12 protein-coding genes are annotated in these 15,475 nt (G+C 51.6%); 11 read left to right on the top strand and 1 reads right to left on the bottom strand.

The features are described 5' to 3' along the window. Nucleotides 1-50 precede the first annotated feature (50 nt). The 5 genes from L21SP2_RS10310 to lpdA all read left to right on the top strand — a co-directional run bounded on the left by L21SP2_RS10310 (nucleotide 51) and on the right by lpdA (nucleotide 5,501). Nucleotides 51-506 (top strand): pyridoxamine 5'-phosphate oxidase family protein, encoded by a 456-nt coding sequence (locus tag L21SP2_RS10310; RefSeq protein WP_024268447.1) that lies wholly within the window; start codon nucleotides 51-53, stop codon nucleotides 504-506. Next, on the top strand, nucleotides 503-1,498 hold the full coding sequence (pdhA, locus tag L21SP2_RS10305; protein WP_024268446.1) for a pyruvate dehydrogenase (acetyl-transferring) E1 component subunit alpha: 996 nt from the start codon (nucleotides 503-505) through the stop codon (nucleotides 1,496-1,498). Before L21SP2_RS10310 ends, pdhA begins: the two co-directional genes overlap by 4 nt. A gap of 25 nt (nucleotides 1,499-1,523) precedes the next feature. Then, complete coding sequence (locus L21SP2_RS10300) at nucleotides 1,524-2,504, top strand: pyruvate dehydrogenase complex E1 component subunit beta (RefSeq protein ID WP_024268445.1); 981 nt, start codon at nucleotides 1,524-1,526, stop codon at nucleotides 2,502-2,504. Nucleotides 2,505-2,585: 81 nt separating this feature from the next. After that, on the top strand, nucleotides 2,586-3,959 hold the full coding sequence (locus tag L21SP2_RS10295; RefSeq protein ID WP_041401488.1) for a dihydrolipoamide acetyltransferase family protein: 1,374 nt from the start codon (nucleotides 2,586-2,588) through the stop codon (nucleotides 3,957-3,959). 135 nt (nucleotides 3,960-4,094) lie between these two features. After that, on the top strand, nucleotides 4,095-5,501 hold the full coding sequence (lpdA, locus tag L21SP2_RS10290; RefSeq protein ID WP_024268443.1) for a dihydrolipoyl dehydrogenase: 1,407 nt from the start codon (nucleotides 4,095-4,097) through the stop codon (nucleotides 5,499-5,501). Between the two features lie 233 nt (nucleotides 5,502-5,734). Here the strand turns inward: lpdA and L21SP2_RS10285 are convergent, their stop codons facing one another. Beyond that, a complete protein-coding gene (locus L21SP2_RS10285) occupies nucleotides 5,735-6,139 on the bottom strand; it encodes a response regulator (protein ID WP_024268442.1) in 405 nt (134 codons plus the stop codon). Between the two features lie 236 nt (nucleotides 6,140-6,375). On the opposite strand from L21SP2_RS10285, the gene L21SP2_RS10280 reads away from it, so the two are divergent. The 6 genes from L21SP2_RS10280 to L21SP2_RS10250 all read left to right on the top strand — a co-directional run bounded on the left by L21SP2_RS10280 (nucleotide 6,376) and on the right by L21SP2_RS10250 (nucleotide 15,246). Next, the gene (locus tag L21SP2_RS10280) at nucleotides 6,376-8,880 is read left to right on the top strand and encodes a response regulator (RefSeq protein ID WP_024268441.1); all 2,505 of its coding nucleotides are present in this window, start codon (nucleotides 6,376-6,378) and stop codon (nucleotides 8,878-8,880) included. A gap of 69 nt (nucleotides 8,881-8,949) precedes the next feature. After that, nucleotides 8,950-9,216, top strand: coding sequence for an HPr family phosphocarrier protein (locus L21SP2_RS10275; RefSeq protein ID WP_024268440.1), 267 nt, complete (start codon nucleotides 8,950-8,952; stop codon nucleotides 9,214-9,216). A gap of 649 nt (nucleotides 9,217-9,865) precedes the next feature. Continuing rightward, the gene (locus L21SP2_RS10265) at nucleotides 9,866-11,857 is read left to right on the top strand and encodes a glycogen-binding domain-containing protein (RefSeq protein WP_024268437.1); all 1,992 of its coding nucleotides are present in this window, start codon (nucleotides 9,866-9,868) and stop codon (nucleotides 11,855-11,857) included. Nucleotides 11,858-11,871: 14 nt separating this feature from the next. Further along, on the top strand, nucleotides 11,872-12,315 hold the full coding sequence (locus L21SP2_RS10260; RefSeq protein ID WP_144082990.1) for a hypothetical protein: 444 nt from the start codon (nucleotides 11,872-11,874) through the stop codon (nucleotides 12,313-12,315). A 9-nt stretch (nucleotides 12,316-12,324) separates the two neighbouring features. After that, complete coding sequence (locus tag L21SP2_RS10255; RefSeq protein WP_024268435.1) at nucleotides 12,325-13,272, top strand: hypothetical protein; 948 nt, start codon at nucleotides 12,325-12,327, stop codon at nucleotides 13,270-13,272. An 84-nt stretch (nucleotides 13,273-13,356) separates the two neighbouring features. Beyond that, nucleotides 13,357-15,246, top strand: a complete 1,890-nt coding sequence (locus tag L21SP2_RS10250) for an alpha-amylase family glycosyl hydrolase (RefSeq protein ID WP_024268434.1) — start codon at nucleotides 13,357-13,359, stop codon at nucleotides 15,244-15,246. Nucleotides 15,247-15,475: the final 229 nt, after the last annotated feature.

Genomic DNA, 15,475 nt, shown 5'->3' with positions numbered 1-15,475 from the left:
CCTGCTTCACATATAGAACGATGAGTTACAGACCTGATTAGGAGGACAGTATGGATGACAAGCAGATGATGAACATCTTGGACCGCCTGCTCGAGGAGGAAAAGGTGGCAATGCTTGCCAATGTAGACGAAGACGGGAAGCCCGCGCTGCGCTGGATGACCCCCGGACTGGTTCGGGGACAGGAAGGGCGCATATACGCAGTTACATCCCCGAAATTTTCCAAAGTTGCACAGCTGAAAAAGAACCGATATGTGTCCTGGATGATCCAGAAGAAGGACCTCAGCGAGATTCTTACGATCCGTGGACGGGTGGAATTGCTGGATAACCCCAGCCTCCGTTCCATGGTGATGGAAGCCATCGGACCCAAACTGGCCACCTTCTGGAAGCTCAACGATGATGAAACCGATGTGGTAATACTTGAAACCGTCATCAAAGAGATTGAATATTATGTTCCCGCCACGGGAACCCGGGAGCAGGTGGCCATCGCACGGGAGGAATCCAAATGAGCAGAGTGAAGAAGTACGACAAGCAGTTTCTCCTTGATTCTTTGAGGGAGATGCTCACCATGCGCCGGTTTGAAGAAAAAGCCGGACAGATGTACGGGCTGAAGAAGATCGGCGGGTTTTGTCATCTGTATAACGGCCAGGAAGCGGTGGCTTCCGGATCGATCCGGGCACTGGATCTGAGCAAGGATTACGTGCTCACCAGCTACCGGGATCACGCCCACGCCATCGGCTGCGGTATTGAGCCCAAGAAGATCATGGCCGAATTGTACGGAAAAATTACCGGCGTGAGCCGGGGTAAGGGCGGCAGCATGCACATGTTCGACCCCGAGAAGCACATGCTTGGAGGGAACGGTATTGTGGGAGCCCAGATTCCCCTTGCAACCGGTACCGCCTTCGCCCAGGCCTATTGGCATAAACTGGGAAAAACCAAGGATCTGGGAGTAACCCTCTGTTATTTCGGAGACGGAGCCATCCATCAGGGTGCCTTCCACGAGAGTCTCAACCTTGCGCGGATCTGGGATCTGCCGGTGATCTATCTGGTGGAAAACAACCGCTTCGGAATGGGTACGGCGGTAAAACGGGTATCTGCTGTGGAAGACTTCAATCTGAAAGCATCCGGTTACGATATTGAGGGCCGCATCCTCAACGGCATGGACTTTCTGGACATGTATGAAGGTATTACCGAAATTATCAAAGAAAGCCGGGAAAACGGCAAGGCCTTCCTGGTGGATGTGAAAACCTACCGCTACAAGGGCCATTCCATGTCCGACCCCGCCAAGTACCGCACCAAAGAAGAACTGGAGTCCTTCAAGAATCAGGATCCCATCCACACCCTCATGGCCGAAATGATTGAGGCGAAAATGCTCACCGAAGATGAATACAAGAAGATGGACGATGAGGTGAAGCAGCTGATTAAGGATGCGGTGGATTTCGCAGACAAGAGCGAAGAACCCCCGCTTCATACCATGTATGAGGACATCTACGCAGACTGATTCTGATTATAGCGAGGTTGAATAAATGGCAATTTTAGCAGTACGAGAAGCATTAAATCAGGCCCTGGATGAAGAGATGACCAGGGACGAGGCGGTCCTCGTCATGGGTGAGGAAGTAGCCGAGTACAACGGAGCCTACAAAGTAACCAAGGGGCTATTGGACAAATACGGTCCCCACAGGGTGCTGGATACCCCCATCGCCGAGCTTGGTTTTACCGGTGTTGGAGTGGGTGCCGCCCAGACCGGTCTGAGACCGGTGGTTGAGTGGATGACCCTGAACTTCTCCCTTCTGGCGCTGGATCAGGTGGTGAACAATGCCGCCAAGCTCCGGCACATGTCCGGAGGTCAGCTCCAGGTTCCCATCGTGTTCCGTGCGCCCAACGGCCCTGCGGAATACTTAAGCTCCCAGCACAGCCAGAGTTTTGCATCCTATTACGCCCATGTGCCGGGTCTCAAGGTGGTGGCGATCTCCACGCCCCGGAATGCCAAGGGACTGTTGAAGTCCGCAATCCGGGATAACAACCCTGTTGTGTTTCTGGAAGCGGAAATGATGTACGGGCTCAAGGGCGAAGTTCCCGATGAGGAGTACACCCAGCCCCTGGACAAGGCGGAAATCGCCAGGGAAGGCAGCGACGTGACCCTGATCACCTTCGGGAAGGTGCGCCACATGGTGATGGATGCCGCCAAAGAACTGGAAAAAATCGGTGTTCAGGCTGAGGTGATCGACCTGATCAGTCTGCGCCCCATCGACGAAGACACCATTTACAAGTCTGTACGGAAGACCAACCGGGCGGTGGTGATCGACGAAGCGTGGCCGTTGGCTTCCATCGGTTCTCATGTGAGTCATCTTATCCACACCAACTGTTTTGATGATCTGGACAGCCAGGTTGAGTTCGTATCTTCAGAAGATGTGCCCATGCCCTATAACCACAGCATGGAACTGGAAGTGCAGCCCACGGTGGCGAAGATTGTAAATGCTGCGAAGAAAGTAAGCTATATCGAGTAGGTTGGAGGGAACGGAAATGTGACCGGCAGTCTGAAATGATATGTGCGGTCACATCCTTCCCGAATTTTTAGAGAGGATATTATGGCTGAGAAACTATTTATGATCGCCCTTTCTCCCACCATGGAAGAAGGGACAATTCTCAAATGGAACAAAAGCGTGGGCGACACCATCGACACCGGTGATGTGGTCTGCGAAGTGGAAACCGACAAGGCAAGTATGGACTACGAGTCCACACAGGAAGGAAAGCTCCTTAAGATCATCAAGAATGAGGGTGAAGGGGCCCGGGTGGGTGAAACCATCGGAATTCTCGGTGAAGAAGGGGAGGATATTGAAGATATTCTCAAAGAGGTTGAGCAGGAAGGCAAGGCTGCTTCTTCAGACAGCGGTGAATCCAAAGAGGAAGCCTCCGATCAGTCCGGCAGCCAAAGCAGCACACAGAGCGGCGGCCAAAGCGGCGATCAGTCGGGACAGAGTCCGGCCCCCTCTGGTTCTTCTGCGGCAACTTCCGGCGGCGCAGCGCCTTCCGCCCCCGCGGGCCAGGCAGCCGGCGGTCAGCCCAGCCACACCGCAAGCGGAAAAATCAAGGCAAGTCCCCTTGCCCTGAAACTTGCAGCCCAGAAAGGCATCGACATTAACACCGTTGCAGGCAGCGGTCCCGGCGGACGGATTATTAAACGGGATATTGAGAATTACAAAGGTCCTGCACCCTCAGCCGCTGCAGGCGCAGCAGCAGCCCCCGCAGCATCCAGTTTTGCGCCGGTGCAGAATGCCGGGGAAGACCGGGAAATTCCGGTTGCAGGCAAGCGGGCGGCAATTGCCAAAAAGGTGGCGAACACCAAGTTCAGCGCTCCCCATTTTTACATCAAGAACTCTGTGGCCATGGACAATCTCATTGCCGCCAGAGGCATGCTGAACAAAGAGGCTCCCCAGAAGGTGAGCTTCAACGCCTTTATTATGAAGTTCGCCGCAGAAGCGCTGAAACGTCACCCCGGGGTGAACGCAAGCTGGCAGGGCGACAAGATTCTCCAGTACGGCAGCATCGATATTGCCTTGGCGGTTGATCTGGGCAACGGTTTGATGATGCCCGTGGTGCGGAACGTGGGCAACAAGGGCGTGGTACAGATCGATGCGGAACTGAAAGAGCTTATTCAGAAGGTGAAGGACGGTACGCTCAAGCCCGAAGAATATACCGGTGCCACATTCAGCATCTCCAACCTGGGCTCATTCGGAGTGGATGAGTTCACCGCCATTCTCAACGATCCCGGTGCGGCAATTCTCGCCCTGGGCAAGGTGAACAAGGTGCCCGTATTCGACGAACAGGGCAACGTGAAGCCCGAGTCCCAGATGAAAATGACGCTCAGCTGCGATCACCGGGTAATAGACGGTTCCATGGGGGGACGCTTCCTCACGGAAATGCAGAGAATGATGGAAAACCCCGTGCGGGTGCTCTTCTAAAACACTGTTTTCTAAAAACATTGTTTTTATAAAAACATTGTCAGGGCAACGCATCGGAAAACCGGCGGGGACGACCAGAAGTTTCTTGGTTCGCCCCGCTGCGCGCCCGGTGCACGCACAGAAAAGGATAAAACTATGGTAGATAAAAGCTACGATCTTGCGGTTATCGGCGCCGGCCCCGGAGGCTATGTTGCAGCCATCCGGGCAAGCCAGCTGGGGCTGAAAGCTGCGGTTATTGAAAAAGACAAGGCAGGAGGAGTCTGCGGAAACTGGGGCTGTATTCCCTCCAAGGCTCTCATTAATCAGGCGGGAATGTTCAACGAAGTATCACATCTGGAAAAGATGGGACTCAAGGTTGATGCATCGGGTTTTGATTACTCCAAGGTTCATGCGGTGAGCCGGAAGGCCGCAACCAAGAGCGGCAAGGGCGTGGAATATCTTCTGAAGAAGAACAAAATCGACCTGATCTCCGGAACCGCCGAGCTGACTTCCGGGAAAGAGGTGAAGGTAAGCGGCGGTAAAGACGGTGATATTACCGTTGAAGCCAAGCATGTGCTGATCGCCACCGGATCCCGCTCCCGGGAAATTCCCGGTTTTGAATTTGATGAAGAACAGGTGCTCAGCTCCACCGGCATTCTCAGCCTGAAGGAACTTCCCAAGAGCCTGGTGATTCTGGGTGCCGGCGCCATCGGCATGGAGTTCGCCTATGTGATGGGCTGCTTCGGGGTGGATGTGACCATCGTCGAGATGATGGACCGGCTGCTCCCTCTGGAAGATGCGGAGGTGAGCAAGGTGATGGAAGGAGAGTTCAAGAAGCTGGGCATCAAGTTCCACACCGGCGTCAAAGCAGGCGATCTGAAGAAAACCAAGAGCGGTATCAGCATTTCCATGGAAACCAGGGACGGTAAAAAAGAGAGTCTGAAAGCCGAGAAAATCCTTGTGGCCGTAGGCCGGGCTCCCAACTCGGAAAATCTTGGACTGGATAATCTGGGGATCCGCACAGAAAAGGGCTTTATTAAGGTCAATGATTATTATCAGACTGATATTTCCGGAGTATACGCCATCGGCGATGTGATCTCCTCACCTCTGCTGGCCCATGTGGCAAGCAAAGAAGGGGAAATCGCCGTAGAGCACATGGCCGGCCATGCAGGATCTGAGGCGCGAATCGACCCCGATGAAATTCCCGGTGCGGTGTACACAGAACCCGGCGTGGGATCCTTCGGTCCCACCGAAGAGCAGGCCAAGGAGCGGGGGCTCAATTACGCCTCATACAGCTTCCCCTACAGCGGCATCGGCAAAGCCAACGCCATAGAGAAGGGAAGCGGCGTGGTGAAAATTATCTACGATAAAGACAGCCACGAGATTCTGGGCGGTCATGTGGTGGGATACAGCGCCACCGAGCTGGTGCACGAAATTCTTCTGGCCAAGAAAAGCGAGCTGCTGCCCGAAGATGTGGCCACCATGATTCACGCCCATCCCACAATCAGCGAAGGAATTATGGAAGCCGCCCGGGGCGTCGAAGGCTGGGCGATCCACATTTAGGTTTTCTGCTCAATTGAGGCTTTCAATGCTTTGAGGATCTCAATGAATTGACGCTCTCAATACAAGGACTCCATGAAGAAATATGCTGCATGGACGACGAAATACCGAGCCCACAGGGCAGATGAAATGCCGAAGAGACAAAACAACGGGCCGGCGGGTTTTTATACCTGCCGGTCCGTTTTTTTATGTTATGTCTGCCGGGCGGTCGGAGTGAAAGTCGATCGCCCGATGTATCAGGAAAGGCTGGGGATGAGGCCGAAATCCCGGACGGTCTTCAGTACATCCTCTTTTTCGATGGGCTTGGGAAGATATGCTTCGCACTGGGCGTTGAATGCTTTCATGATATTTCCGCTGTCTTTCAATGCGGTGGTCATAATGATTTTCACCCCCTGGAGACCTCCAATGCCGTGTTCCGATTCGTATATGCGGATCTTTTTCAACACTTCCTGACCGTCCATGTTGGGCATCATAATATCCAGAAAAATAATACTGTAAGGATCGTCCTCCTGGAATGCATTTTTAAACGCATCCATTGCCTGCACACCGTCTTCCGCAGTATGTACGGAAAAATACGGCTCAATAATCTTTTGAATGAACATCCTGCTGGGAATATCGTCTTCAACTATCAAGGCTCTCATCGCCCTCTCCTGTAATGTATATTACGCTGATATTTCTCAGTTCTGAAGGAATTTCGAAAATTCTCTGGGTGAAAATCCCTCCATGCATATACTAAGTATAATGATGCCCCATGAAAATTCATAATGATTTGATGCGGACAGTCCTTCAGTATCCAAAAAATACGTCAGAGAAGACTGACGGCTGCTGATGTTGACTGGGGGAAATACTCCTTGCGAGGTTCTTCTTGAAGAAACACATGAATCAACCCGACGGATTGTACCGGCAGATGTTCCATCAATGCTCCGAGGCCATGCTCTATATTTCATTCCCCGGCGGGAAAATCGCGGATATGAATGAGGCCTGCAGGGATCTTCTCTCCAAATATGCAGGAAGCCGGTTTGCGGAAGCCGATCACATCGGCCTTCTGGAAGAGCTGGGATTCCCGGGGTTGGCTGCCCTTGAACAGGGTAATGACGGAAGACGCTTCCGGTTCCAGCTTTCCGTGCCCGAGAAATCCGATACCGACTCCCCGGAATACCCGGGAAAGAACCACAGTCTGGAAAAGAACCACAGTCTGAAGAGGACCGAAATTGAGCTGTTCGCAGCCCCCGTGGAGTTTTCCGGCGAACATGGCGTTTTCTGTACCCTCATTCCCCGGCACAATGCCGCAGATATTACCGGCAGGCTGACACAACATATACACTCCTATTCCCCCGGACTGGGAGATCCCGGTCAGCTGCTGTTCAACGGTCTGGAGTACTGCGCAGAATTGCTTCAAGCCGAATCAGCCGCAGGGGTGTTCACCGAAACCTCCGGCTCCCTTCCGGGGAAGACGCTCATCTGGCCCCCGGATTCCATGGATAACCTGCGCTCAGACCTGCTCAATATTCTGGATACTGCCGATCTCAGCCCAGCTCCTAAATCCCGGGACCTGAATCTGATATATGACCGGCAGCGTGGGCAAAACGTTCTTACCGTGTATATTCCCGGCAACGGTGTCACCCTGGGCTGTATGGTGTTTTTTCTGAACGAACAGATTATGCCGGGGAAGAGCGGCACCAAAGAGCCGCCAAAACAAATACCTGAGGAAATACCAACACACATACCAGATGAGTGGTCTGACGATATCCGTCTTGTCAGCTTCACCATGGGCAGAATTCTGGAGAGGATGGAAACCCTCAGCCACCTTGACACCCTGATCGATACCGCCGGGATTCTACGCTCGGAGTCCAGCATGGGGATACTGGTGCTTGATCATGAAGGAAAAATTCTTGAATCAAACCGGCGGGTACGCCGGATTCTCTCCATGGAGAAAGAAGCGCTTGAGGGGCGGGATTTTGAGGCACTCAAAGCGTCCTGGAACATGCAGCTGCCCAGGGTTGAAGAAGTGGATCTTCCTGTGAGCTACGATGTGCCGGGACCTGAAGGAATCAGCGCTCAGATCATTTCCCATCAGGTGGAACTGTGCAGTGTATGCAGTTTTGAAGACAGTGTGGGTGAACGAATGGTATTCATTATGGATGTCAGCGGGATAAGGAATCTGGAGGAACAATATCTGAAGGCTGCCTCCGAGGCTGAATCCGCCGAGCATCTGAAGAAGACCTTTATTTCCAGCATATCCCATGAAATGCGCACCCCGTTGAACGGGATAAACGGAATGTCTCAGCTGCTTGAAGACAGCTCATTGGATTCAGAGCAGGAAAATATTGTCAAAACCCTGCGGATGGCCGTGGGAGCCATGAACCGTCTGGTACAGGATCTGCTGGATCTGAGCCGTCTGGAAACAGGGGCGGTACGAATATCCAATGACTTCCACCTTCCCGGAAAAGCCGCTGCCGAAGAGCTTGAGCAGCTCAAAAGTGCAGCCCGGGCAAAGGGATTGAAGCTTCAGATGCATAACAAGATTCAGAATCTTCAGTACTACGGAGATGAGACGCATATCCGCCAGATAATCCGCAATCTGCTCTCCAATGCGGTCAAATTTACCCGGGAAGGATTTGTGCGGCTCACATGCTTTCGCGACCGGGATGCCCTGTATTTCCAGGTGGATGACAGCGGTCCGGGGCTGGATACCATTCAGCAGGAAACGATATTCAAAACTTTTCTCCAGCTGGACAGTCAGACCAACAGTTTCCGTACAGGTCTTGGTCTTGGCCTGCCGGTGGCCCGCAGGCTGGCGCTTCTCATGGAAGGCCGGATCCTGGTGGAAAGCGCACCGGGGAAGGGCAGCAGATTCACCCTCCAGCTTCCCGCCCGGCCCAATGTATTGAAGGAGCTGAGCGGTTCCAAGCCGGGTGAGGGGCCGGCTGAGGGGCCGGCGACCGGTACGGGTCCGGATGAGAGGACGGATCAGGGGCGGAATGAGAAGCGGGTGCCCCTTCGGTTTCAGGGACTGGGGGCGGTGGTTGCCGAAGATGATCCCATCAACCGGAAAACCATTGTCCGATTCCTGAAAATGCAGGGCTGTGAGGTGCATCCGGCGGCGAACGGCACTGAAGCCGAGTATTTAATCCGTCGTCATGCCCCGGATATCGCCGTCCTGGATGTGAGCATGCCGGGAATCACCGGCATCGAGCTTACCAGAAAGATTCGCTCCGGTGAGATCGGCAGCCGTCCGGATCTTCCTGTTCTTGGAGTGACCGGCCACGCCCTGCCGGAAGATATCGACTCCTTTCTGGAAGCGGGCATGAATGATGTTCTTCCCAAGCCCTTTGTGACCCAGCATCTCTATGCAAAAATGGAATCGCTTTTGAAGTCATGAAATTTGTGCAGGCCCGGTCTGAACCTTCCTGAATAGACAATTCCCTCTGCTCTCCGTATACTTGGGGCCATGAGGGAAAAAACCATCACACTCACCAACCCGAAAGGCATCCATGCACGCCCCTCGGCAATGATTCTGAAAACGGCAGAAAACTATCAGTCCTCCATACAGCTCATAAAAGAAGGAGAGGTGGCGGATGCCGGCGATATTATGGCGATTCTCTCCCTGGGAGCCATGCACGGCGATGAAATCACCATCAGAGCCGACGGCCCGGATGAAGATGCGGCCATCGAACATCTTTTGGAAGTTTTCGCCCGCCGATTCGACGACGATTGATATTGCCCCGGATATTTTCCGCATCCGCACCCCGGGCACCCCGGGCAGCCCGAATTGCCCTGTATAAATCCTCCATAGATACAGAGATACCCACCCCCGTTGCGGGCTGTTAACCGGAGTTTACTTAAACGGTATATTTATGTGCCCACAGGTTTCGGTTTTCCCCTTGCAAATCGATATTATTTCCAAAACAGTCAACTAAAATCGGTTTATCTTGTATTAAGTTACAAATATTCTGCATAAATATTGATAATGTGAAAAAAATTGAAAATTTTCTCTTGTCAAACTGGCTGAACAGTGTTTTCATATATGTATCAGGGGGTAATTCTTGGGGTTTCAAATCTTTCCTTGCAATTACCATTACATAGCATGAGTCGTTGACCCATGAGGCGGTGCCGGGACTGGATGTGGGGATCCGGTCGGCGGCGTATGGAAACATTTCCACCAAATATGGAAATGTTTCCACCTCCTTAATTGTTGGCGCCGGAGCATAACAGCTCCGGCATTTTTCCTGTGCAAACCGTCCATGGGTCAGGGCTCTTTTTCTCTGAATGACATATCCCGCTATGCGGGAGCTATAAGGTGTGAGCAATTGTTTTGTGAATGTTATTCACATTATAAAACAAGTTTCTCAAAAGAGGAGAGCCATATGAAAAAAGGAGTTCTTATAAGCGCAATGCTTATTCTTCTCCTGATTGTGAGCGGCTCGTTGTTCGCAGACGTACAAATAGAGTCTGCGGATGCGGTCACAATCATATTCACTTATGAAGATGATAGCGCATCTTCAGTGAATATCGCCGGTGATTTCCAGGGATGGAACGCAGAGTCCGATCCCATGGAAAAAAACGAAGAGGGCATTTGGACCTACACCATGGAAGCGCAGCGTGGAGAAACAATTCTCTACAAGTTCGTAGTCGATGGTGAATGGATTACCGATCCCGGCGCACCCGATACTGTAGATGACGGGTTCGGCGGTAAAAACGGACGTCTGGTCGTGGATGCGGTTATTGCAATGCAGGCAGGTGATGAAGAAGCTGCTGCAGCGGCTGCTGCCTCTGGAGGCTTGAACTTTTCAACCACCTTCAAAGTACGCAGCGACAACAAGTTCCTCACCAGGGACCTTGCAGTAGGCGATGTTTCCGGGTATGAATTCAACAGCTCAAACCTGGTAACCGACAGCTACTGGAACATTGCAGGTTCTGTTGCAAATAACACTGAACTGAATCTTGAGCTGAAAGCGCTGTCCGGAAGTACTACTTTGTATGAAGCAAACGCACTGGGTACAAGAATTCCGTACACAACTTTCACAGACGGACTTCAGAGACTGGCAAGTATTCCGTTCAGCCCGGTAACCAGCCTGAATGGTGCCATTCCTTCAGTGAATAAATTCACTCTTACATACTCAGGTGACTATCTGGGACTGAAAACTGTTGCAGCAACGGCGAAAAACACTTCCAATTCAGTGATCTACGATGTTGTGAAAGCAAATGATGCAAACGACGGACTGCTCGAAATCACCAATGGTGAGATGCTCAGCCAGCTCGGTCCTGTTTCATTGGATGCCATGATCGGTCTTACCGCTCAGCGGGGAGGTTACGGTCTCTTTAACTGGGTAACTGTCGGTCTCATGGACCTGATGGACATTACCGTGAACTACAATGTTCACAGCCCTTCTACCGAACTGTTTCGTTTCAACGAAGATTTCGGAAATGCGGCTGCAATCGGTATTTCTGCAACTCCCCTGGATATCCTGACTCTCAAAGGTCAGTATCTGCTGAGCTTCGGTCCCAACGACACCCTTGACGGTGATGCGATGGCCGGTGCACTGCAGGCAAACCTGGATCTGGATGGAGCGTACACTGCCGGACTTACTCTGAAATACGGCGGCGATAACGCCTACACCATTTTCGGTGATGACGGACACCTCAAGCAGGGTAACTTCTATGTTGAACTGAACCAGAGCACTCAGCCAATTGATATGTTCAAAGCAGGTGTTGACTTCAACGTTGGTATGGACAACTTTGACAGCATCGATACTGAAGCTCTGAATATGTACTTCAAGCCCTATGCTGACCTGTTCCTGGCGAACGTGCTTCCCCTGGACCTTACCGCAAAAATGTATGGAAAGCTCAATGTTGACAAGGTTGCAGAAGCTACCGATGCTGATCAGCCTACTGCGAGCAAGTTCACTGAAGCAGGACTGGAAGTTGCATGGAAAGGCATCTCTGAGTTCCTGAAATCCATCACTCTGGACTACGGTCTGAGCTTTGGACATGGTGACTTTGATGCTGCAGAAGATGAATATCCTCTGGATTGGGTATACAACACAGTTGCAGCACGGGTTGGTCTTGATAAAGGCCTCTCTGCCAACGTAGCTGCGGTAATCCGGTCACGTGGAGATTCTGAAGATGCAGTTGACAGCGACGTACCCTTCGGTTTCGGTATCGGTACCAGCCTGGCAACTGAATGGGAAAAGCTCAATACTCCTACACTTGATCTCAACTACACATGGAATGCGGATCCCTTTGACGGCGGATCATCTTCACTGAAATTCAGCGATGATCATGTATTCAGACTTGACAATCTTACAGGTGGCGCCGGAGAGTCCATGCTCCGTTTCGGTGTTATCTGGAGCTTCTAATGAGGGGGAATATCATGAAGAAGTTATTAATTCTACTCTCACTAGCAGCAGTTGTGATGTTTGCAGGATGTGCAGAGAATGCCCTGCTGCATAATATTGATGCTGCGGTGTATACATTTGAACTTGTTAATTTCCCCGCGGATGATGGTGATTATGCCATTCCCGGAGACTTTAACGGCTGGAATAATGGTGACGGAGAAGGCGGAGTGCCTATCACTCTGACCGACGGTGCAGGAACCAGTGAAGAAGTAAATATCACTGTAAGCACCTTTATCTTCTCTATCACAGAACTTGGAACCTATAATCGTCCCTGGTATCCTGCAACCGAAGGAAACAGCGTAGACGGATTTAGCGGTGACAGTTGGAACTTCCAGATTGAAGACCTTGTACTCGGCACCCGGGGTACTATAACAATTGATGGCAGCACAGTGCCTGCTACCATCACGGTAAGCAATTAGGAGAACAGAATGAAAAAAGTACTATTTGCCTTAGTTTCTGTGGCTCTTATCATGTCACTTGCCGGATGTGATCTGCTGCAGGCTGGACTGAGCTCCGAGCTGGAGGCTGCAAGAACAGCTTCAGCCGGTACTGCCAGTTACGATGATTCAACCCTCTTCGTCTCTTTGGCAGAAACCGATAGCATTATTGATGTGGACTTCAGTGAAGCCGTAAGTGAAGAAGCAGGATCTGTATCCTTTGCACTGAGTTTTACAGCAGCTGGAACTACTGCAACAGCAGAGCAGGATATATCTATTGATGATGCAACGCTGAGCTCGGACGGAACAACCCTTTCTATTCCTGTTGATGAGATTGAAGCTCTTTACAGCTCTGCTGAAGGCGGTTTGATAAATGCCGTACTCACAGTTTCAGGTTTTGAAAATGCTGAGAATGAAGTTATCATACCGACTTTCGAGCAGGAGATTCAGTTTCTAGAAGGTCCTGCATTTACAAGTGGACTTGCCTGGGATAGGAGCACAGCCGGTGCAGGTAACGGTGTTGTAGTACCTACTGATGAGTATAGTTTTAACTATACAGTAGGGGGGTCTGAGGATGAAGATTATGCGAAAATCAACATCACATTGATCAATGCAGATGACTTCAATGGCGATAGCCTTGGGTTCGTTGGACCTTCATTGTTCAGCGCTCCCGATACCGCAATTCCCGATTGGGATCCATCTGACCTTACTACTCAGGAAACTATTTCCGGAGGCACGGTAACAATTACTGTGTATTCTGCGAATTCGACAATTGAATTCAAAGGAATTGATGATGCAGGTGGATGGGGCTCTCTGACTGAGTACCTGGTGGCAGGTAGTGGTGGCGGTAACGTTACTTTCAGTGGTCTTACCCCTGGTGATGAAGTCACTGTTACCATTGATATGACAAATTATGCCAGCTGGAGTCCTGCACCGTAATGAGTCTATTGTCTTAATTAACAGCCCTGATATCATCAGGGCTGTTTTTCTATCCTGAAAAGCAATAATTTCCAGGAGGGAATTATGATAAAAAGTAAACTACTGCTATTATTCGCCGGTCTGACAATGGTTTTCATAAGCTGCGGCAAAAAAATGGAAGAACCTCTTCCGGCCGATTATGCTCTGGGATCTCAGTATATAAATTCTGATACCGGAACCCGTTTCGCCGTATATGCTCCGGGTGCTGAAAAGGTGGCCGTCAGCGGCAACTTCAACGACTGGTCAAGTACACCCATGTATCGGGATGGTGAGACCTTCTGGGTTGAAATTTCCGATGCCGGTCCCGGCGATACATATAAGTTTCGCTCCGAGAGCTTTGAGGGTGAATGGATCGCCGACCCGTACAGCAGGCTGATTACCAATGATGAAGGTGCAAACTCAGTAGTTCTCGATCCGTCTGGTGCATCCGCCTCATACTCCTGGGGGGACGGAAGTTGGAGCCGGCCGGAGCGGGATCAACTGGTGATTTATGAAATGCATATACAGGACTTCACCTGGCAGGTGCGCAGCGGACCTGTAGACAACTCAGCGAACATTCCCGGCGACCAGGTTCAGACCGGGCATGAGGGTACCTATGCCGGTGTAGCAGACCGGGTGGAATATCTGGAAGCTCTGGGTGTGAATGCAGTGGAACTGATGCCTGTACAGGAATGGCCGGGTGGATTTTACAGCTGGGGCTACAATCCCTATATATACACTGCCATAGAAAGCAGCATGGGAAGCGGTTCAGGCGAGCAGGCACTGGTGGATTTTAAGCACATGGTGGATACCCTGCATCAGGCGGGAATTGCAGTGATTGTGGATGTGGTATACAACCATACCACCGGCGATGCTCCCCTGTATAAAATCAACAGCGGACAGTTTTACGATGGAGATACCGACTGGGGACCCAGACTGGATCTGACAAACGATTTTGTGTATGAACATGTAAAACACAGCCTTACGTATCTGATGGATGAATTCCGCGTGGATGGATTCCGTTTCGATTCCACACAAAACAGCGATTCCCAGGCGATGATTGACCTGATTGATGATCTGTATGCAGCTGGGTACGATGACCGCTATTATATTTTCGAGGAATTCGACGGGGGTCATAACTCGGCTATTCAAAATTATAACAGCGGAAAAGGGGAAGCCCGGATCTCCAGCTGGGGAGCAGGATTCAAGGATGCAATGTATCCTGCACTATCCGATGCTGGGTACAGCAATCTGCCGGCGGTGACCTACCACTCCCAGGATTATGGATACTCCTATTCAGATTCAGCCATAGCCTATGCAAGCAGTCACGATGAGGGTACCCTGTATTATCATGCCGGAGGACCCCAACTCGCTCTCACATCCTTAACTCACAAGCTTACCAGCCTGAGCGTACCCATGTTCTGGATGGGTGATGAAATTATGCGGGACCACCGTGGAAATAGCGATGATCCTGTTTCCGGCAGCGGAAGCGGTGTGGATGTGGAAAACAACCAGATGAACTGGTCAAGCCTCCTCACCAGCAATGCGGATGAGTTGGCCTACGTACAGGAGCTTCTTGCCATGCGGGAAGCACATCCCAGCCTCCGCCGGGGTGTATCAAATCCGGACACAAATGGAAGCAGCTTCAGCGATGGCTTTGCCTGGCAGGTGAACACCACAGGTTCTGACTGGGATCACGACGGAGTTTTGGGGTATGCTCTCAAAGCTCCCGGGGACAGACCTTTTCTGATTCTCATGAACTATAAAGATGCCGAAGAACCCGGATTCGGATTAGCCCAGCTTCCGGCGGGAACCTGGACGCTGGTCGCGGACAGCTCTGTTCCTCAAGCAGACAGTTCTCTCACGGGATTGGGGAGCACCATTACCGTTGCTGTCGATGGCACCGGAAGTGTGAATATCCCCGCCAACACCGCCCTCATTTACGTAGGCCCCTGATTTTCGTATCATATTCCCTGGAGGCCGGTCCAAAGCGGCGGGGCTCCGGGGAGGTATGATGAAACGTAAAACTGTGGAAACGCGAACCGGCCCAATCCCGGTGCCTACCGGCATGAGACTGCCGGTTGCGCATTGTCCGGTCGCTCATTGGCCGGGCACATATCGGCCGGCCCTCACCGGGGAATATACACAGACAGCCTGTACGCAACTCCATGCTGAACCGCCGGGG

Origin of the sequence: Salinispira pacifica (genome assembly GCF_000507245.1) — a bacterium.
Classification (GTDB): Bacteria; Spirochaetota; Spirochaetia; order DSM-27196; family Salinispiraceae; genus Salinispira; species Salinispira pacifica.
Note: the sequence above shows the minus strand (reverse complement) of the source record. Positions and strands in the feature narration are given on the sequence as shown.